Here is an 18,082-nt window from a genome sequence, read left to right on the forward strand (position 1 = left end):
GGCGCCAGCGAAAAAAGTGGCCGCGGCGCAAAAGCAGTCGCCCCGCAAGGCCACAAGCCAAAAGGCCCCGGCGAAAGCAACGCCAGCCAAGGCCACAAAGGCGACACCTCCCGCGGTGGCAGAAACTGCCGCAAGCACGACACCGCCGACCAGTCCCGCAAAGCCGCCGCTTGCGTCAAGCCCGAAGCTGCCCGAGGCGGCAACGGCAGAGAAGTCAGCGACATCGGACAAGTCCGTGCAGCCGTCAGCGCTAAGCCACGCAGCTAAGGCGGCAGCCGCAGAGATCGTCCCGGCGCTTGTCGAGCCGGACATGTCGACCGTCTCGGATGAGCGCGAGCAGTCCGCAGTCCGCACTCCCGTGGACGAGAGGACCGGGGGGACAACCCCCGCTGCCGAGCCCCCGGCTACGGCCCCGGGGCAGCCGGGGGCTGTCGCCCCCGTGTCTTCGACACTGCCGTCGCAGCCTCAGCCCGCAACGGACATCCAGTCCGTCACACCGAACTCCGGCCCCGCGTCGTCGAACGCTCAGCGCACCGATCCGTGGGCGCGGATCGCGGCCGATCCCGGCCATTCTCCTGAGGTGCTCGCCCTCGCCGCTGTGCAGACGATCGGTCCGCGGGCGGCGGAGTGGGCTGACCGTACGCGTGCGGCCTATCCGACCGCCGACGCCGACGGGCTGGCCCGCTTGGCCGTCGCTCAGTTCTCCCGGTTCAGCAGTGTGCACAGTGTCTTCGCTGCGGTTGCTGGCCCCTATGCACCGTTCGCTCTGTTCGGGGTGGCGGCACTGACGCATGCGGAGCTGAGCCTGCACGTCGCTGCCGCGTACGGTGTCGATCCGGCCGATTCGGCGCGGGCGGTGGATCTGTTGGTGATCGCGCAGGTGCACCCGAGCCGGTCGGATGCGGAGGTGGCCGTGGCGGCGGCGCTGCACAACGGTCGCGGTGGTGGCCTCACCGACGCGGTGTGGCGACTCGGGCGGATGCTTGCGGCGCAGACGGGTGGTTGGGCGGCGCTGCGGGTCGCTAACCGGTTCCTCCCCGGTGCGAGCCTCCTGGGCGCGGTCTTGGCTCATCGTGCGACTGCCCAGACGATCGGTGCCCGCGCCACTCACTACTTCCGGTCTGCTGGCGCCCGCTGATCCAGCGCTGAACCTTTCGGGCAGCTGAATCACGGAGAACGGCGCCGCTTAGCGCCCGGCCGCCTTCGGGTAACTGGATCACGGAGATCGACGCCCTCCAGCGCCTGCTGAATTCGGGGGCGGGGCGGGAGACGCTACGGACGGCTTACCTCGCGTGGGTGACGGCACGGCGTGGCACATCCGGACCTTTTCGGGCAAGCGACGCGCCGACTGTCGGCAATTGTGCGGTCTAAGTCGCACTTCGCGTGCGATGCGTTACCTTCCGCTCTGCCCACCCTAAGGGCATGGGAGACCTCGCGCGCTTGCTCAAGGAAAGCTGGAGCCTCGTCGAGGAGCACCAGGACAAGGTCGCCGGCTATTTCTATGCGCGCATGTTCCTGTCGCATCCGAGTCTGCGGGACCTGTTTCCCGTCCACATGGACGTTCAGCGTGCGCGGCTTCTCCAGGCCATCGTGACCGCGGTGCAGACGTTGGAAGATCCGGAGCGGTTCGAGGACTATTTGCGGGCGCTGGGCCGTGATCACCGGAAGTTCCATGTGGAGCCGGAGCACTACGAGGTGGTCGGAGGCGCGTTGATCGAGGCCATGCGGCATTTTGCCGGCGAGGAGTGGGGCATCGAGTACGACCAGGCGTGGGCCGACGCGTACGCGGTCATCGCTTCGAAGATGCTGGCCGGCGCCGAGGCGGACACCAATCCCCCCTATTGGTACGCCGAGGTAGTCGCCCACGAGCGCCGCGGCAACGACATAGCCGTCTTCACTGTGCTGCCGATGCAGCCGTTGGAGTTCCGGGCGGGCCAGTACCTCAGTCTGGAGTGTCCGCGCTTCCAGCCGCGCTTGTGGCGCACCTATTCGCCGGCCAACGCGCCCCGACGAGACAACAGCTTGGAGTTCCATGTACGGGCGATCGGTGCGGGTTGGGTGTCCAGCGCGCTGGTCCGGCGATTAGAGGTCGGCGACATGATCCGGCTCGCCGCGCCGATGGGCTCCATGAATCTGGATCGGCGCTCGACGCGGGATGCGGTGTTCGTCGCGGGGGGCACCGGGCTTGCCCCGATCAAGTCCCTGCTCGAGGAGCTGACTCGGTATAACCGCACGCGCTGGGTGCATGTGTTCTTCGGCGCCGGCAACCGCGACGATCTCTACGATTTGGCCGAGCTGAACCGGTTGGCGGCCCGCTACCCGTGGCTGTCGGTCGTTACCGCGTGCAGCGATGATCCGACTTTCCCTGGCGAGCAGGGCAACATCTCGGACGTGGTCGGCCGGTACGGCCCGTGGAACGAGCATGACTTTTTCGTTTCCGGCTCCGGCGCGATGGTCAAGGCGACCCTCAAGACGCTGGCCGAGCTTCAGGTCCCTTCGATCCGCATCAAATACGACAGCTTCTCTGAGGCATAGCAACGTTGGAGATCAGTAGATCCAGGGGCGGCCGGTCTGTCCGTACTCCTCCACCGGCACCAGCAGCGCGTCCACGGCCATCCGGTCGACGTACAGCCGCCCTTCGAGGTGGTCGATTTCGTGGCTGACCAGTCGAGCCATCGCGCGCTCGAAGGAGGTGATCACCCGCGTACCGTCGGGCCGGGCGTGTTCCACGTCCACGCGCAGCGGCCGCGCGACGAGTCCGCGGTAGTCGAAGAAGGACAGACAGCCTTCGTACTGTTCGTCAGTCTCGACGGATTCGTCGACCACCCGCGGGTTCAGCAGGACGATGGGCTCCGCGTCGCGGTCGGGTGGCCGCACGACGGCGGCCGCAACGGGCACGCCGATCTGCGGCGCGGCCAGGCCAACTCCTTTGCTGAAGTCGTGGACGGCCTCCAGGCGGTCCAGAGTGGTCCGGAGGGCGGCGGCGGCGACCTGTGCCTCCGCCTCCTCCCTGGGTAACTGGAAGTGCCGGGCGCGCTGGCGCAGCAGCTCCGCGCCGCGCTGCACGATGCCTAGTCCGCGCATCCGCTGGCTCGCTCTCAGCTCGTGACCGTTTCGCTCGGCTCGGTGCTGTCCCGTGCTGCTCCGCTGCTCACCGTCGAGCCGCCCGGCAGCCTGTCCCCCGATCTGTGTGGTTTCCCGCTCGGGGAACCGTTCCTCATCGGTCGCCCGCCCGTCGACCTGCATGGTGACCGGCCCCCGGGCCGCCGGCACCCGCATCGGCACGGTCGCTGCCGGCTGATGCCCGGTCGCCGGCAGCGACGTCGTCTGCCGGGAGCCGGCCGGTGCGGATTGCCCGCGGAACCGCCATTCCAGGCGGTACCGAGCATTCAACAGCGGCGCGTCGGTCGACCATTCGAATACGGCGCGCTCGGCGTCGTTATGCCGTTCGAGCGGCGTCCGTACGGGCACCTCAGCGGCGAGGGACGTCTCCACGCCCCAGACCTGCGGCTCGAACTCGACGGGGAAGTCCAGCCGTACGGTGAGATTGCGGGTGGGCAGCCGCACGGCCCGCTGGAACCACTGCCCCCATTTCTCCTCGCCGACCGTGTAGGCATACTCGATCGTGGTGCGTTCGCCCGGGTACAGAGGGAATTGTCCGTGGTCGTTGGCAAAGAGCAGCCACACCTCTTTGGCCGCGTCCCGGTCGAGCTTGAGTCGCCAGAGCATCGGCTCCGCCGCGTCGCCTTCGCCGGCGACGGCGTTGAGGTCCAGCTCCTCGAAGCTGAGCGGATGCTGGCGGTGGTGTTGGTTCGAACCGGCAGGATCATGCGGATAGCGGTCCACGGCGATCTTGACCAGGTACCGAGTGACCGGCTCGACTCCGGCGTTGTAAAGGGCGCGCCGGATCCGGCAGCGGTACGCCCCGGCGACATGGGTGAGTTCGGCGATTTCCTGCTCGACGATGAGCCCGGTGCCGGGCGGCATCCACTGGACGGGCACCGGCGGGTCCCGGTGCAGCGCGGCACCGCGGGCGTGACGCAGTTCGTCGTACTCCTGGAAGCGCTGCCAGATCGCACCGCCCGCGGCCAGCACGGCCTCGGCACGCCGGGCGAAGTCTTCGGTGGGTTTGTGCCGCCGTCCTTCGACGTGGCTGACGTAGGAGGGATCGAAGCCCATTCGGGCGGCGAGTTGCTTCTTTGTCATCCCGCGTTCGACCCGCCATTGCGCAAGCGCCGACACGAACGCGTCGGCAGCCCTCTCGACAGGCGAGGTGGTCATCACGGATGTCCCCTTTGCGACAGGAATTTCAGTGTCCACGTCTTCCGTCGTCCGCATGGGGCTAGTAGCGCGTTGCCGACAGATACCTTGACGAAACCGGCAACGTCGCAACGCTGCGTTAGGTCACCCTTGCTGGGGGTATTCGTCCGAAGAGCACCTGTCCGGAACCCGAAATCCCGGGCATTTCGAAGCATGGTTAGGCTAGCCTTAACGGAGTAACGTGGGTCGTCTGACGTGCCCACCCCCATGACGATCCACGATGGCAACCGGCGAGGTGAGAGCGGTGACCCGGCAGACGATCTGCTCGCACCGGGCGGACGGCTGCCCGTGACCACCGCCCTCGACCGGGCATTCGCCGACCGGTCCGCCTTCGCCGAGCAGCCACTCGCCCCCGTCACCGCGACGCTGCGGGCGATGTTCGGCACCTCCACGGAGCTCCCGGGCCTGGCGCCTGACCTGTTGGTGGGCGACCCCGCCGGCTGGCGACCCGCGGCCGATCTGACCGGCCCCACGCTGGACACGCTGCTGGACTCGTCGCGCCAGCGCTGGCAGGCCCAACCGCACGCGGCCGCGGCGCTCGCCTGGAAGGCCTACACCTACTGGCTGGCGTTGCCGGCTGTGCTGGGCTGGGCGTCGGCACGCCGAGTGCCCCTGCTGACCGGTTCTGCCGTGCTCATGCACTTTGCCGATCCGCGCCCGCTAGTGACCTTGGGGCTGCACCGGGACGTGACTGTGGCCGTTCTCCCCTCGGACCCACTGGCCGTCAGCGGCCTGCCCGAGGTCCGGGTGGTCCCGACCGAAACCGCCCTGCTCGAAGAGCTGCGCCGGTCCCTGCTCGACGAGCACCTCACGCCGCTGCTCGATGCGATCCACAGCCGGGTTCGACTGGGCAAGCGCACGCTGCTCGGCTCCCTGGCCTCCGGCGTGGCATATGCCATCCTGCGCGGCGCGGACGTGTTGCCGGGCTCCTCGGCGGAAAACATCGGCACCCTGCTGACCACGCTCGGCGTCGACGACCTCATCGAGCTCGTGCCGGGGCACGCCGGCCGGCTGGACGTGCAGCGCAAGACCTGCTGCCTGGCGTTCACCCTGCCCAAGCCCAAGGTCTGCATGGGCTGCTGCATCCAGCAGCACAACTAGCACCGGCCCGGACAGGCCGGACAGGAACGGCGCCGACCAGACCCGAACGACGGGCCCGCGGGGGCTCAGCCCAGCTTGGCCTGCGGGTCGTCGACCAGCTCCCGGACGTCCCAGACCCAGGCTCCCCCGGTCCAGGTCGGCTGGAAGCCAAGCAGCTTGGTCATGGTGCGCAGCATTTCCATGTCGCGCTCCTGGGGAGTCAGCACGATCGCGCCAGCCTGCCAGAAGCGCAGGTCGGCCAGCGTCATCTCCCGCCGGGTGGCGGTGATCTCCGGGATCGGATTGCCCTGCCGGATCGACGTCATCAGGCCGCTGGTCGGCCGCCACGGCGGGGCGAACAACGCCGTCTTGTCGTCCGGGTCCAGCGGGTTGCGGTTCGGCAGGAGCGCGTACGCGCTGGCGATCCGCATGTCGTGGCCGGTGTAGGCGCTCCAGCGCATCGGGTCCGGATAGGTGGAGTCCGGCAGGGGCAGCGTTACCAGCGTGTGGTTGTCGTCGACGTACTGCCGCCAGGCACCCGACGTGACGAACTCCGGCACCGGCTCCATGTGCGCGGTGCGCAGCGGGGTCGGGGCGAGCGGCACCAGGGCCATCGCCAACGCCGTGATCATCGCTGCGCGGACCGGGCCGCGAGTGGAGGGCTGAACCTTCATCAGGTGCGAGGCCCTCTGAATGCCGAGTGCGAGGACGATGGCGATCATCGGGGCGATCGCCATGGCCCAGCGAGTCGGCACGGCGGAGTTCAGCACGGGGACGCTGTGCAGCAGCGCCCACAGGCCGGAGACCTCGGTGGGCACGCCGTTGACCTGCACCCGTGGGCCGAGGGACATCGCACCGAAGAACAGCGCGAGGCCAGCCAAGGTGAGCACGGCGGCACTCCGGCGCATCCACACCACGAGACCGAAGAAGAGAATGACCAGACCCCACCCGAAGAACGCGTTCTCCTCGGCGGGATTCTGGGCGAGGCGCGCCGCGGTCAAGCTGTTGCCGGCAATAGAGCGCTGAGCGTACGCGGTGAAAGATCCGAGGTCGGCACCGAAGTTGCGAACCATCGGCGAAAGACCCTCGTAGCTCTGCGGCCCGAAGAACTGCACATAGAGCGGGTACGCCAGGACGGCCAGGGTCGCGGCGGCCGTGACGCCGAGCGCGCGCAGGAAGGCAACAACCTCGGACCGATCTCGCCGGACGACAGCCAGGACCGCGCAGAAGACCCCGAGGCCGACCGCGGTCATGAAGAGGATCTCGAGATTGATGAACGCCTGCCAGACCAGCAGGCCGGCCAGGATGAGCCCGTTGCGGACGGCGCGTCCTGGCGTACGCAGGGCGAGGGTGCGCCAAATGATCAGCGGCACGAGGAATTGCGAGACGATGTTGGGGTGGCCGCCGGCGTGCGAGATCATGCTCGGCGCGAAGGCGGCGAAGAGCGCGCCGACCCAGGCAGCGAGCCGGGAAGTCACGAACTGCCGGGACAGCACGAGGTACCACGAGATGCCGGTGAACGCCAAGGCCAACGTTAAAAACGCGTTGAAGGCCACATGCGGTCCGAACAGCGCAGTGATCGGCGTCATCGGCAGGGAAACGGCCAGCACCGAAGTGTTGGCCATCATGTTCACCCCATCGGGGTAATTCATGCGATCCGAGAAGAACGGATAAACGCCATCCGTAACCACTCGCGCACCGTGTGCCAGCATCCACTCAAAGAATGCGTGATCCTGCGGATCATCACGCAACTCATGATCAAGATTGAGCCACAACGGCGAGACGATGAAGAGCGCTACCCCAATGAAGGTAGTAATCGCGAGCACATCTCGCCACGTGAGAGAGCGCCACCAGCGCCGCTGCGGCGCCGTGTCCGGCTCAGCCTCAACCACCGTGCGATCTGCGGGTATGACTGAGATCGGCGCGGCAGCAACCTCGGTTTCGAGGGCGATGAGCTCCGCATCCAAGTCGTCGGCGGTGACCGCGGAACTGGGCGGAAGAACGTTCCCGCCGGCTCCCTGGCCTGTCGAGTCAATACCCGTAATCGTCATAGCATCGGCGAGCCTAACGGAGGTTGGTAACGGTGTTGTGACGGGCGGGCCGGGCGTGACGCACCCGATATGAGCACACGATTTACCGCCCCTTGACCTACGTAGTGCATGATGGGGGAACGGCCCGGTCCACCCGGCGCTATGTCTCAATCAGGCAAAATTAGAGCGGCCACCCCCCGCTCAACTTTCGGTTGCGCGCAGCGGATGCTTAAATCTTCCGGTCCCGCTGTCAGCTCGGATCGGCAAGACGAGGGAACCTTACTTATGGCAGACATCACTGGAGACCAGCGGATCCAGTCCGAAGTGCTCGAGGGCCTCGCCATGGCCGTGAACCACCGTCGCTGGTTCGTCGAGCTCGCCCTCCCGTACCTGGGCGAGAACCCCATCGAGGTCGGCAGCGGTCTCGGCGACTATGCCCTGGAGTGGGCGGAGCGCGTTCCGCGCTTCACCGCCACCGAGGCGGACCCGGACCGGCTGGTGCAGCTCAAGGAGCGCCTGGCCGACCACAACAACATCGACGTGCGGCAGATGCTGCTCCCGTCGCCCGACGCCAACGGTGAATACAGCGCGGCGGTGTCCTACAACGTGCTCGAGCACATCGAGGACCACGTCGGCGCGCTGCGCAGCATGGCTGAGCTGGTCCGTCCGGGCGGCCGCATCATCCTGATCGTCCCGGCCTTCATGTTCGCCATGAGCCAGGTCGACATCGCCACCGGCCACATCCGCCGCTACACCAAGAAGTCGATGCGGGCCGCGATGACCGAGGCCGGCCTCACCATCGAGAAGCTGCACTACGCGAACGCGCTGGGCCTCATCGGCTACTACACCGCGACGAGCATCTTCAAGCTGGCCCCGAAGGAGGGCCCGATGGTGAAGATCTACGACAGCGTCGTGCTCCCGGTGACCAAGGCCGCCGAGTCGGTCGTGAAGCCGCCGTTCGGCCAGTCGGTCTTCGTGGTCGCCAAGGTTCCTGGCTGATCCAGCACCACTGAAACGCTTCAGCATCACAAGAAACCCGCGGGGTCCGAGGCCTCGCGGGTTTCTTTGGCTGTCTCAAAACGATCTTCAATCAGCCGGCCACCCGGAAGGTGGGGCGGATGGTTGCCCGGGCCAGGGTGTGAAAGGCCAGGTTGAAGCCGACATAGGCCGGGGTGGCATCCGCGCCCACCTCGAGGCGGTCGACGTCGATCGCGTGCACCGCGAAGACATAGCGGTGCGGACGGTCACCCGGGGGCGGGGCCGCGCCGCCGTAACCCGCTTCGCCGTAGTCGTTGCGGATGGCAAAAGCGCCGTCCGGGAGCGGGTCAGCGCCGCGCGGCAGCTCGGTGGCCGAGGCCGGCAGGTTGACTGCCACCCAGTGCCAGAAGCCACTGCCGGTCGGCGCGTCCGGGTCGAAACAGGTCACCACGAAGCCGCGGGTCTCGGCGGGAAAGCCGGCCCAGGCCAGCTGCGGGGACAGGTTCTTGCCGCCGACGCTGGTGTGGGCATACAACTCGTCGAGCGGCTGCCCGTCGACGAGGTCCGCGCTGGTGATCGTGAAGGACGGCACCGGCGGAAGGATGTCGTACGGATCCGGTGCCTCGGCGCGCTCCAAGCTCATGCTCGATCGTCCCTCCGACTCGTACGGATCTGACCTCAGACTGCCCCATACGACCTCAAAGTAACCGGGTGACGTCTCGCACAGCCGGCGCCCGTCCCGCAGCCGTAGTCACCGTCTTACGGGAAACGCACAGCTAGTGCGCGGTGCAGGGGTTGACTGGAGCGATAGTTGTGTCAGACATCCGACCGGGTACGTGCGGCAGAGATCCCCGTGCCCGGTGGTGATCGGTCGCTGATCGCAGCTGGTGGCCAGCAAGTCGGCACCTGTCCTCCGGGACGGGTGCCGACTGCTGTCTGTACCGATGGGTGGGCCAGGCTCGAGGCCACCAGGCCGGCGAAGCGTGCCGGAGAAACCGCCGACCGAATCGGGCACCCGGTGAGACGATCAGGGCGTGGGTGCGCCAAAAGTGCAGGTAGAGCGGCCGGGCGACGCCCTGGAGCCCGACGCCGGGCCGGAACCCGACTTCGACGACATCGCCCTGCTCGCGTCCGAGATCTGTGATACCCCGATGGCGCTGGTCAACCTGGTGGACGGCGAACAGCAATGGTGCGCCCACGTCGGCATCGAGGCGGCTGACGTGCACCGGGACCTAGCCCACTGCGCGCACGCCGTACGCAATCAGGAGCTTTTCGAACTGCCCTACGGGGGACCGGACGGCTACCGGTATTACGCCGGCGCCCCCGTCGTGCTGGACGGCGTACACCCGGCCGGTGCGATCTGCGTGATCGACACCCGGCCGCGAGAACTCAGCGCGGCGCACAAACGCGCCCTCCGCAGCCTGGCCCGGCACGCGGCGGTGCAGCTGGAGTTGCGTCGCTACGCCCGGCACGCCGGCGAGATCTCCGACCGGCTGCGCCAGCTGGACCGCATGAAGGACTCTTTCCTCTCCAACGTCAGCCACGAGCTGCGGACGCCGCTGTCATCGATCCGCGGCTACCTGGAGATGCTTCTCGAAGACGACTTTGACGCCGAAACCTCCCAGCGCTTTCTGTCCGTCATGCAGCGCAACTCGGACCGGCTGCTGCGCCTCATCGACGACCTGCTCACCGTGGCCAGGCTCAGCGACGAGGGCATGGAGCTGGACCTCACCGAGGTCGACCTAGCCGAGATCGCCCACCAGGTCACCTCGTCCTGTCGCCCCCTCGCCGAACACCGGCAGGTGAAGCTGCGCGACCGTACGGCCAGCCCGGTCCTCGCCCGCGGCGACGCCAAACGCCTGCACCAGGCCCTCAACCACCTGGTGGTGAACGCGGTCAAGTTCACCGCGGCCGGCGGCGAGATCTCGGTGACCAGCAACTCCGGCGACGAGCCGGAGCTGGTGATCATCGACACCGGCGTGGGCATCCCCGCCAACGAACTCCCGCACGTCTTCGACCGCTTCTTCCGCAGCGCCGCGGCGGACACGATGGCTGCCCCCGGGCCGGGCCTCGGACTCGCCATCGTCCGCTCGATCATCGACGCCCACCACGGCAGCATTCACGTGGAGAGCGAACCGGGCATCGGCACCACCGTCCGGCTCACCCTGCCGAAGCCGTAGGGACGCCGAACTGCTCCAGGCACGGTTCCAGGCCGGTGATGGTCACGTCGATCGTGCGGGCAGCCGCCCAATGCTCCCGATCCAGCAACAGCCTGCGGCCGCGCACCCGGCGACCCTGCACCACATGCCACTCGCTGCCGTCGTCGACATAGCAGCGGCCGGCTTGAGTCCACGCCCATTGCAGGGTGCTGCGCGCCCGACCGGCCGCCGTGGTGTCGGTCCAGGCCGTCACGAAAGGCATGACGGCCGGGTCGTGCACGCCGGCGGCTGCCACGTCCGCGAGCTGGGCGAGGTCCTCGAGATCGGGCAGCCGAAGTTCGAGCTGCGGTGTGCGCAGCCGCAGCCCGAACAGCGACCAGTGCTCGGTGATCATGCGAGCGATTCTCACCGCCCGCCGGCTACCGCGGCAATTCAGAAACGCTCGATGTGCAACCCGGCATACAGCCGGCGATACACCACCCCGGTCCGCGAGTTTCCCGCGTCGATCATCATTCCGCGGCCCATGTAAATGCCCACGTGACCGGGTCCGACGACCAGATCGCCGGGCCGCGCCGCGCTCCGGGAGACCTTGCGCGCCCGTGCGGCCTGACCGCCTGAGGAATGCGGCAACCGCAGACCGGCCCGGGCGTACGCCCGTTTCGTGAAGCCGGAACAGTCGAAGGCGTGCGGGCCTTCACCGCCGGGTCGGTAGCTCTTCCCGACCTGGGAACGCGCGTAGGTGATGACCGAAGCCATGCGCCGGGCGGACGACTGGCGGGCTGCCTGTGCACGGGCGGCGGCTCGCTTCGCAGCGGCTTGGCGGACGACGGCTGCGCGCCGCTGGGCGGCAACCCGGCGAGCGGCGGCTGCGGCTCGGCGTTGGGCTGCGGCCGCCTGCTGCGCGGCGACTGCCGTCTGCTGCGCGGATACGGCGAGCTGCCGGTCGGCGATGGCGTGCCCCGTCGCAGCGGCCTGATCCATAGCGGTAGCCGAGCCGCTCTGCGCCGGCGCGGCAGAAGCGGTAGCCGAGCCGCCCTGTGTCGCAGTGGCGGGAGTGGCCGCTGCGGCTGCCGCGTCACGCTGGGCGGCGGCGCGGCTCTCGGCGAGCTGCCGCTCAGCCTCGGCCATGATCTCGGCGATGCCGCGGGGTTCCGTGTCGGCGCGGGGCTGTACGTCCCGGCGTACCGTCGAAAATTGGCGCTGGGTGGCACGCAGCGCGACCGTGGCAGGGCGGGTGGCCGACCGACGGGCCGCGGTTCGAGTGGCCGGACGGTCCCGGTGGCGCATTTCCAGCAGGGGCGGCACCGCCGCGGCGGCTGCCGCGACCGGATTGAGCGGAGTCTGCGCTTCAGCGGGAATGACGGGTTCGAGGGCCGGTGAACTGACAACCAGCGCGAGGGCGCCGGCGGCCAACACACGGCCGGTGGACGGACGGGACAGCACAGCCTCCGAACTAGGCCCGGGGCACTCACGCGTATCCCATTTTGTGGCGCAGCGCAGTGTTCGCCGTGCCGGTATCTGCCGGTGAACGGCGGACAATGGGAACCCGGGCGTTAATTTGTTTAATGCCGCCGACCATGCCAACACACATTTGCCGGGCCGATAGGCGGAACAGAAAAATTCCATCCCGGACCAACCGGACCTGCCGTGTTCCACGGCCCGTTCACACCCATCCGGCACGAGGCGCCAGCCCCGGGGCGGAATTGCACGACACTGGTGGCTATTCGCGGCCGCGAACATCGGCGATACTCAGCGTCATGCCACCCTCACTGATCGACGAGCTTCGTGCGCTGACCCCCGACATCCGCAAACTCGCACCGCTGATAGAAAGCAATCGGGGCGTGCCGCGCGCAATCCTCGATCAGCTCTCTGACCTGGGCATTTTCACCCTTGCGGTACCGCAAGCATTAGGCGGCGGCGCGGCTACGCCGAGCCTGCTCGTGGACGTTTGGGAGGAACTCGGCCGGGCCGACGGTTCGACCGGTTGGTGCGCGATGATCGGCGCCGCGACCGGCGTGAGCCTGGCCTATCTGCCGGCCGCCACCGCCAAGGAACTGCTCGGCGACCCGCACTTCCTCATCGCCGGCGTGGCCGCACCGATGGGCCGGGCGATCCCGGTCGACGGCGGCTACCTGGTCAGCGGCCGCTGGGCCTTCGCGAGCGCATGCCGGCACGCCACCCGGCTGATCGGCGGAGCCATGACTCCGTCCGGGGTACGCCTGTGCGTACTCGAGCCCGCCCAAGTGACCATCCACGACACCTGGGACGTCGCCGGCCTCCGCGGCACCGGCAGCCACGACTTCTCCGCCGACAACGTCTTTGTCCCCACCGAACGGACCTGCACGCTGTCCGAACCGCCCCAGCAGTCCGATGCGCTGTACTCGTTCCCACCGCTCGCGCTCCTTGCCCTCGGCATCGGTGCCGTGGCGCTGGGCATCGCACGGGCGGCCATCGAGGACTTCGGCGAGCTCGCCCGCAGCAAGCGCAACCCGCTCACCGGTGCGACGATCGCGGGTAAGCCCGCTGTGCGCTCCGCGGTCGCGCAGGCCACGGCACTGCACGGGAGCGGACTCGCGTACCTTCGGCAGGCTTTTGTCACCGCCGGCACCAGTGTGTCGCAGCGCGCCGCAATGCGACTCGCGATCGCTACCGCGACCCGCAATGCGGCACTGGCGGTTGATCTGGTCTACCGCGCCGCCGGCGGAAGCGCTGTGTACGCAGCCAGCCCCCTACAACGACACTTCCGGGACGTGCACGTGGCGACCCAACACGCGATGGTTTCCGACGACGTGGTCGATCTGGTGGGTGCGGTCCTGCTCGGCGACGACGATCCGGCGTTGACTGCGCGGCTATGAGCGCCCTCGTTCAGCTCGCATAGGGACGGGCCACCCGGGCGTCGCGGAGCGTGTGCGCCCACCAGGTGAGGCGGTCGAGCAGCCGACCGGCCGCGGCGGAGCTTTCGGGGTCGGCAACTCGACCGTCCACATCGAAGCATTTTCGTCCACCATGGAAGCTGACGGTGTCGCGGACGGTGACAGCGTGCAGTTCGGCGAAGATGGGGCGAAGCTGCTCGACGGCGCGCAGACCGCCCGACAAGCCGCCGTAGGACACGAACGCAACCGGCTTGGCCTGCCACTCGGTGTAGTGATCGTCGATGACAGCCTTGAGCGGCGCGGGGAAGCTGTGGTTGTACTCGGGCGTGACGACGATGAAGGCATCGGCAAGCCCCAGCTGCTTGGTGACCGTCCCGCTGCCGACCTCCGCCACGTCCACCAGCTCGGGTACCAGCTCTGGGCGCAGTCCGATTTCGGCAGCGATCCAGGCGGCCACCGTGGGGCCGAACCGGCCTTCCCGGGCACTACCGATGACGACTGCCACACGCAGCGGGGTGATCTCCATGCCGGAACGCTAAAACTTCAACCGACGTTGAGGTCAACCGGCCGGGTCGCTCCGGACCTCGGCCGCGCGCTCGCCATTCGGCGCCATTCGGATTAACCGGACACGGTGGTCTTCGGCTGCCGCCTCGACGGCCGCCGCCAAGCCTGCAACACTTCGGACATAAGCCACCTATAGCCCGAAAGGTCTACGGCCGATGCGTCGCAAGCCCGCCCTGCTCCTCTCCCTCCTGACCGTGCTGGTGGCCCTTGTCACCGCGCCGGCGCCGGCCCAGGCCGCCCCCGCAGCGGTGAAGATGACCTTCAACGCCACGCCGGAGCCAGCGATCAAGGGCGGCACCGTCACCCTGAGCGGCCGCGTCTGGGTGGGCGCCACCGGCAACACGAGTCGGGTCAGCTTCTACTTCCGCAAAGCCGGCACCGCCGCCACCGCCTTTGTCTACAAAGGTTTCACGACCGCCACCGACGCCGGCACCTTCATCCGACGCTTCACCGCCGACACCACCGGAACGTGGAAAGCGGTTTTCGCCGGCACTGCCGCCCGCAAGAACGCCGCCCGGCTCGACGCCATCCAGGTCGTCCAGACCCGCTCCAAAGAAATCGCCAGCTGGCGCGGCACCTCGACGCCCTGGAAGAGCCGCACCATCAAAGTGCCGACCGTCGACTACAAGGCCATCGCCACCTGGGACTGCGCCGACCCCGAATTCCCCTTCCTCTACCTGACCTGGGAAGGCAAGGGCAGCGGGTACGAGTACGTCGGCTCGGAACGACAGCGGGGCACGCTCACCATGAACGGCCACGAGGGCGGCCGAGCCGGCTTCTTCGAGGTCAGCAGCGCATCCGGCTGCTCCTGGACTCTACGGGTCTTCTCCGGCACCACCACGGTCCAGGTCTGAGGCTCTGGGCATTTCGCCGGCCGCGGTGTCAGTCATGACACCGCGGCCAGCGCGTCTAGGGGAGGAGCACAATCTTGCCGAGGTGGTCGCTGGCTTCCACCCGCCGATGCGCCTCAGCAGCCTCGCGCATCGGCATGGTGCAGTCGATGACCGGGCGAATCGCCCCCGCGTCAATCAGGGGCCACACCTGCTCGCGCACCCCCCGCACGATCCGGGCCTTGTCCTTGCTCGGCCGGGCCCGCAACGTCGTCGCGGAGATCGAACCGCGCTTAGCCATCAAAGCCCCGAAATCGAGCTCACCCTTGCGGCCGCCCTGCAACCCGATGGTCACCACGCGCCCACCCGCGGCCAACGCAGCCACATTCCGCGCCAGATACTTCGCACCAATAATGTCCAGAATCACGTCAGCGCCATGCCCCTCGGTGAATTCCCGAGTCGCCTCGACAAAATCGGTGCTGGTGTAGTCGACGACGAGGTCAGCACCCAGCGCGAGAAGCTGCTCGTGCTTGGCCTCCCGCGCGGTCACGACCACCGTCGCCCCCAGCGCCTTGCCCAACTGGATCGCAAAAGTCCCGATGCCACCACTCCCGCCGTGCACCAGCAACGTCTGCCCCTTCCGCAGACGCGCCACGTCCACGACGTTCGACCAGACCGTGCAGGCGACTTCCGGCAACGCCGCCGCCTCCTGCAGAGACATGCCCTGCGGCACCGGCAACAATTGGCCGGCGGGCACCGCCACCCGCTCGGCGTACCCACCGCCGGCGAGCAAAGCACAAACCCGTTCGCCCACGTGGTGCTCTGAGACCTCTGTCCCGACGGCCGTGATCACACCGGCGCACTCCAGACCTGGATATTCCGAAGCGCCCGGCGGAGGCGGATAGTGGCCCAGTCGCTGCGACACATCCGCCCGATTCACCGCCGCGGCGGTGACCTCGACAACGACCTCACCAGGCCCGGGCTCCGGATCCGGCACCTCGGCCCACACGAGCACCTCCGGCCCACCAGGCTTCTCGATCACGATGGCGTGCATGCCTGCAAGCTTGCCCGACGGGTCCGACAAGAAACGGATCTCCCGGTGTCCGCTCCGCCGCCCGTGCGGTGATCTGGCAGACTGGTGCCCGTCATCTGGAGGGCTCGCCTAGTGGCCGATGGCGCCGGTCTTGAAAACCGGTATGGGGAAACTCATCGTGGGTTCGAATCCCACGCCCTCCGCACTGCCTGACCTGCCCCTTCGCAGGTCAGACCCCGTTTCTGGCCGTCGTGGCTGGGCGGCTCCGTCGGTGTCGATGTCCAGCTGTTCACGGCCAGAAACGGGGATTCACGGCTGTCTGCGTCGTATTTGCGTTGGCGGCGCGGCGCGCTACCCGGCCTGTTCGCCCTGGTCATCGTCACTTTCGGTGACATCGGGCGGCGGCGGTGCGTCGGCAAATGCCTCCCGAGTTGCTTCCTCGAAGCGTTGCCGGTCGATCTTGTCCCGCCCGACGAGGCACTTGGCGTAGACCCTGAGCAGAACCTCGACACTCTGGCCGGCCCACTCCGCTACCTGAGTGGGCGAGATGCCGGCGTTGAGCATCGTCGACACGCAGGCGTGGCGCAGGCTGTAGGGCACGGCCAGCAGCGGGGAGGCTATTTCCTCCGTAGTCAGGGCGATAGAGCGGGCTTGGTGAAAGGTTTCTAGGTACGCCCACTCCGCGAGCAGCCCACCGCGGGGGCCAAGGAACAACAGATCATCGGGGCCGATGCCGAACGCGTCGAAGTGAGCGAGGAGAACTTTCACCAGGGCGGGGTGGACGGGGAATGGCCGCGTGGCGCCGGCTGGCCGGTGTTTGAGCTGTCGCACCTCACGCGACTCGCCGCCGTTTGTCCAGCGGCGGCCACCTCGAGGGTTGGACTCGTCAAGCAGACCTTCACCCCAGCCCGTCTCGGGCAAGTCGAGGAAGTTGCTGCGCCGTACCTGCAGGGCTTCGGAGGGGCGCAGCGCGGCCCAGTATTGAAGCGCGAAGAACGCCACTAGTCGCGTGCCGCGCGGACCGGAGTCTCGGACCGCGTCGAGGAATCGGCGGGCTTGGGCGGGGTTCACCACGGTGCGGCGGTCGACTTCGCTAACCACTTTGGGGGCCGTCCATTTCAGCAGGTTCATGGGGTTGGTGGGGATGAATCCGAGCTCGACTCCGTAGTCGAGGCACCCGTAGAGGACTGCCCTGCGGCGGGCGATGGTGTTCGCACCGACGGGCCCGCTGTCGTCCACCTTGGTGGCGCAGCGGTTGAGGGCTGCCCTGGTCAAGGCAGCAGCTTCGGTCTTGTCGAAGAAACGTGCCATTGCGACCGTGTTGGTGCTGATCCACTCGACGGCAGCCGCGAGGTCAGAGGGTGGCGGACCAGCCGCTCGCGCGGTGGTGTTGAAGGCGTAATGTTCGAGCGCTTGCCGAAGGACTTTCGGGTCCGGCGCACCGCGGGTGGTAGTCGTCAAGGCGGCGGTGGCACGTGACAGGCTCTCGGCAACGGAGTAGCGGGATTTCGGCGCAAGATCCTTCCACTTCATATCGACGAACGAGGTCGCTAGCTTGTACCAGGACACGGACAGCGCTTCCCGCGCTAAGGGTTCTGGCAGCCCGGTGCCGATGTCGAAGAGAGTGCCTTCGCGCTGGTAGGTCAGCAGCTTGGATCGCCAGCTATCGGCTAACCCATAGGTGGCGAAGGTGCGGGGGAAGGTTTCGCCGTCCACAACCCACCGCACGGTGTACGACTTGCGGGGCTTTCCGGGCTTGCCGTTCTTGCCGATCTTCGGCTTGAGCTGGTTTTCGAGGATGTCCCAGATTCGCACGTTGGCGGTAAGTCGGAGGCCATCGCCGGAGCCGGGGCCGGGGCCGGGCGTGCCCCGCCGACGGGTCATGCGGCGTCCTTCATGCTGGCGACCCATTCGTCTAGGTCGGCACGTTCGACGCGGATCTTTCCGTTGGGCAGGCGAATGCAGCGCGGCGCCTGGTTCGTTTGACGCCAGTGGTAGAAGGTCGATCGCTCGATCTTCAATTCCTCGCAGACCTCAGGAACAGTCAGCTTTTCGGTGGGTGGGGTGTTCCGATCAGCAGGCGTAGCAGCCATGATGATGGGCGCTCCTCAGCGTTGTGTTGGACGAGGGGAGTGCGGCCCTGGCGGTAGCTGGGTAGGCGGACGCCAGGAGCCGGTTAGTGGTGACCGGGCGGGTGCTGGACGGCTGTCACCGT

Annotated in this window: 16 protein-coding genes and 1 tRNA gene; 8 read left to right on the top strand and 9 right to left on the bottom strand. The window is 67.8% G+C overall.

The window, feature by feature from the left end; translation table 11 throughout:
- Nucleotides 1-439: 439 nt before the first annotated feature.
- Both ACIA1L_RS13550 and ACIA1L_RS13555 read left to right on the top strand, forming a co-directional pair.
- Nucleotides 440-1,138 carry a hypothetical protein gene (locus ACIA1L_RS13550; protein ID WP_396072949.1) on the top strand — a complete coding sequence of 233 codons (699 nt, stop codon included), beginning with the start codon at nucleotides 440-442 and terminating at the stop codon, nucleotides 1,136-1,138.
- A gap of 284 nt (nucleotides 1,139-1,422) precedes the next feature.
- Nucleotides 1,423-2,535, top strand: a complete 1,113-nt coding sequence (locus ACIA1L_RS13555; RefSeq protein WP_396072950.1) for a globin domain-containing protein — start codon at nucleotides 1,423-1,425, stop codon at nucleotides 2,533-2,535.
- A 12-nt stretch (nucleotides 2,536-2,547) separates the two neighbouring features.
- Here the strand turns inward: ACIA1L_RS13555 and ACIA1L_RS13560 are convergent, their stop codons facing one another.
- The gene (locus tag ACIA1L_RS13560; RefSeq protein WP_396072951.1) at nucleotides 2,548-4,281 is read right to left on the bottom strand and encodes a peptide deformylase; all 1,734 of its coding nucleotides are present in this window, start codon (nucleotides 4,279-4,281) and stop codon (nucleotides 2,548-2,550) included.
- A gap of 414 nt (nucleotides 4,282-4,695) precedes the next feature.
- Here ACIA1L_RS13560 and ACIA1L_RS13565 point away from each other — a divergent pair, with 414 nt between their 5' ends.
- Nucleotides 4,696-5,421 (top strand): hypothetical protein, encoded by a 726-nt coding sequence (locus ACIA1L_RS13565; RefSeq protein ID WP_396073063.1) that lies wholly within the window; start codon nucleotides 4,696-4,698, stop codon nucleotides 5,419-5,421.
- A 65-nt stretch (nucleotides 5,422-5,486) separates the two neighbouring features.
- Here the strand turns inward: ACIA1L_RS13565 and ACIA1L_RS13570 are convergent, their stop codons facing one another.
- Complete coding sequence (locus tag ACIA1L_RS13570) at nucleotides 5,487-7,451, bottom strand: hypothetical protein (RefSeq protein ID WP_396072952.1); 1,965 nt, start codon at nucleotides 7,449-7,451, stop codon at nucleotides 5,487-5,489.
- 264 nt (nucleotides 7,452-7,715) lie between these two features.
- Between ACIA1L_RS13570 and ACIA1L_RS13575 the strand changes: the two genes are divergently transcribed.
- Nucleotides 7,716-8,429: a class I SAM-dependent methyltransferase gene (locus ACIA1L_RS13575; protein WP_396072953.1), complete on the top strand. Its 714-nt coding sequence runs from the start codon at nucleotides 7,716-7,718 to the stop codon at nucleotides 8,427-8,429.
- A 91-nt stretch (nucleotides 8,430-8,520) separates the two neighbouring features.
- Here the strand turns inward: ACIA1L_RS13575 and ACIA1L_RS13580 are convergent, their stop codons facing one another.
- Entirely contained in the window at nucleotides 8,521-9,051 is a 531-nt protein-coding gene (locus ACIA1L_RS13580) for a YbhB/YbcL family Raf kinase inhibitor-like protein (protein WP_396072954.1), read from the bottom strand.
- Between the two features lie 391 nt (nucleotides 9,052-9,442).
- Here ACIA1L_RS13580 and ACIA1L_RS13585 point away from each other — a divergent pair, with 391 nt between their 5' ends.
- Complete coding sequence (locus ACIA1L_RS13585; protein WP_396072955.1) at nucleotides 9,443-10,588, top strand: sensor histidine kinase; 1,146 nt, start codon at nucleotides 9,443-9,445, stop codon at nucleotides 10,586-10,588.
- Here the strand turns inward: ACIA1L_RS13585 and ACIA1L_RS13590 are convergent.
- Together ACIA1L_RS13590 and ACIA1L_RS13595 are read right to left on the bottom strand one after the other, a co-directional pair.
- Nucleotides 10,569-10,961 carry a hypothetical protein gene (locus ACIA1L_RS13590; RefSeq protein ID WP_396072956.1) on the bottom strand — a complete coding sequence of 131 codons (393 nt, stop codon included), beginning with the start codon at nucleotides 10,959-10,961 and terminating at the stop codon, nucleotides 10,569-10,571. The two genes, ACIA1L_RS13585 and ACIA1L_RS13590, sit on opposite strands and share 20 nt — an antisense overlap.
- A 38-nt stretch (nucleotides 10,962-10,999) precedes the next feature.
- Nucleotides 11,000-12,010 (bottom strand): C40 family peptidase, encoded by a 1,011-nt coding sequence (locus ACIA1L_RS13595; protein WP_396072957.1) that lies wholly within the window; start codon nucleotides 12,008-12,010, stop codon nucleotides 11,000-11,002.
- Between the two features lie 314 nt (nucleotides 12,011-12,324).
- Between ACIA1L_RS13595 and ACIA1L_RS13600 the strand changes: the two genes are divergently transcribed.
- Entirely contained in the window at nucleotides 12,325-13,422 is a 1,098-nt protein-coding gene (locus ACIA1L_RS13600) for an acyl-CoA dehydrogenase family protein (RefSeq protein ID WP_396072958.1), read from the top strand.
- 10 nt (nucleotides 13,423-13,432) lie between these two features.
- Here the strand turns inward: ACIA1L_RS13600 and ACIA1L_RS13605 are convergent, their stop codons facing one another.
- Complete coding sequence (locus ACIA1L_RS13605; RefSeq protein ID WP_396072959.1) at nucleotides 13,433-13,966, bottom strand: NADPH-dependent FMN reductase; 534 nt, start codon at nucleotides 13,964-13,966, stop codon at nucleotides 13,433-13,435.
- A 193-nt stretch (nucleotides 13,967-14,159) separates the two neighbouring features.
- Here ACIA1L_RS13605 and ACIA1L_RS13610 point away from each other — a divergent pair, with 193 nt between their 5' ends.
- A complete protein-coding gene (locus ACIA1L_RS13610) occupies nucleotides 14,160-14,858 on the top strand; it encodes a hypothetical protein (RefSeq protein WP_396072960.1) in 699 nt (232 codons plus the stop codon).
- Between the two features lie 55 nt (nucleotides 14,859-14,913).
- Here ACIA1L_RS13610 and ACIA1L_RS13615 read toward each other — a convergent pair whose 3' ends face one another.
- Nucleotides 14,914-15,888: an NAD(P)H-quinone oxidoreductase gene (locus ACIA1L_RS13615; RefSeq protein WP_396072961.1), complete on the bottom strand. Its 975-nt coding sequence runs from the start codon at nucleotides 15,886-15,888 to the stop codon at nucleotides 14,914-14,916.
- Between the two features lie 97 nt (nucleotides 15,889-15,985).
- Between ACIA1L_RS13615 and ACIA1L_RS13620 the strand changes: the two genes are divergently transcribed.
- Nucleotides 15,986-16,070 (top strand) — tRNA-Ser (locus ACIA1L_RS13620).
- A 148-nt stretch (nucleotides 16,071-16,218) separates the two neighbouring features.
- Here the strand turns inward: ACIA1L_RS13620 and ACIA1L_RS13625 are convergent.
- Nucleotides 16,219-17,751: a tyrosine-type recombinase/integrase gene (locus tag ACIA1L_RS13625; protein WP_396072962.1), complete on the bottom strand. Its 1,533-nt coding sequence runs from the start codon at nucleotides 17,749-17,751 to the stop codon at nucleotides 16,219-16,221.
- Nucleotides 17,748-17,960: a helix-turn-helix transcriptional regulator gene (locus ACIA1L_RS13630; RefSeq protein WP_396072963.1), complete on the bottom strand. Its 213-nt coding sequence runs from the start codon at nucleotides 17,958-17,960 to the stop codon at nucleotides 17,748-17,750. Before ACIA1L_RS13630 ends, ACIA1L_RS13625 begins: the two co-directional genes overlap by 4 nt.
- Nucleotides 17,961-18,082 lie beyond the last annotated feature (122 nt).

The organism is Actinoplanes sp. NPDC051859 (assembly GCF_044452725.1).
In the GTDB taxonomy this organism is placed as follows: Bacteria; Actinomycetota; Actinomycetes; order Mycobacteriales; family Micromonosporaceae; genus Actinoplanes.

Bases quoted from the DNA above. Each gene is read 5' to 3' on its own strand.
- ACIA1L_RS13560 (WP_396072951.1), bottom strand. From the start codon at position 4,281: ATGACCACCTCGCCTGTCGAGAGGGCTGCCGACGCGTTCGTGTCGGCG.
- ACIA1L_RS13625 (WP_396072962.1), bottom strand. From the start codon at position 17,751: ATGACCCGTCGGCGGGGCACGCCCGGCCCCGGCCCCGGCTCCGGCGAT.
- ACIA1L_RS13575 (WP_396072953.1), top strand. From the start codon at position 7,716: ATGGCAGACATCACTGGAGACCAGCGGATCCAGTCCGAAGTGCTCGAG.
- ACIA1L_RS13630 (WP_396072963.1), bottom strand. From the start codon at position 17,960: ATGGCTGCTACGCCTGCTGATCGGAACACCCCACCCACCGAAAAGCTG.
- ACIA1L_RS13615 (WP_396072961.1), bottom strand. From the start codon at position 15,888: ATGCACGCCATCGTGATCGAGAAGCCTGGTGGGCCGGAGGTGCTCGTG.
- ACIA1L_RS13605 (WP_396072959.1), bottom strand. From the start codon at position 13,966: ATGGAGATCACCCCGCTGCGTGTGGCAGTCGTCATCGGTAGTGCCCGG.
- ACIA1L_RS13610 (WP_396072960.1), top strand. From the start codon at position 14,160: ATGCGTCGCAAGCCCGCCCTGCTCCTCTCCCTCCTGACCGTGCTGGTG.
- ACIA1L_RS13590 (WP_396072956.1), bottom strand. From the start codon at position 10,961: ATGATCACCGAGCACTGGTCGCTGTTCGGGCTGCGGCTGCGCACACCG.
- ACIA1L_RS13555 (WP_396072950.1), top strand. From the start codon at position 1,423: ATGGGAGACCTCGCGCGCTTGCTCAAGGAAAGCTGGAGCCTCGTCGAG.
- ACIA1L_RS13570 (WP_396072952.1), bottom strand. From the start codon at position 7,451: ATGACGATTACGGGTATTGACTCGACAGGCCAGGGAGCCGGCGGGAAC.
- ACIA1L_RS13565 (WP_396073063.1), top strand. From the start codon at position 4,696: ATGTTCGGCACCTCCACGGAGCTCCCGGGCCTGGCGCCTGACCTGTTG.
- ACIA1L_RS13580 (WP_396072954.1), bottom strand. From the start codon at position 9,051: ATGAGCTTGGAGCGCGCCGAGGCACCGGATCCGTACGACATCCTTCCG.
- ACIA1L_RS13600 (WP_396072958.1), top strand. From the start codon at position 12,325: ATGCCACCCTCACTGATCGACGAGCTTCGTGCGCTGACCCCCGACATC.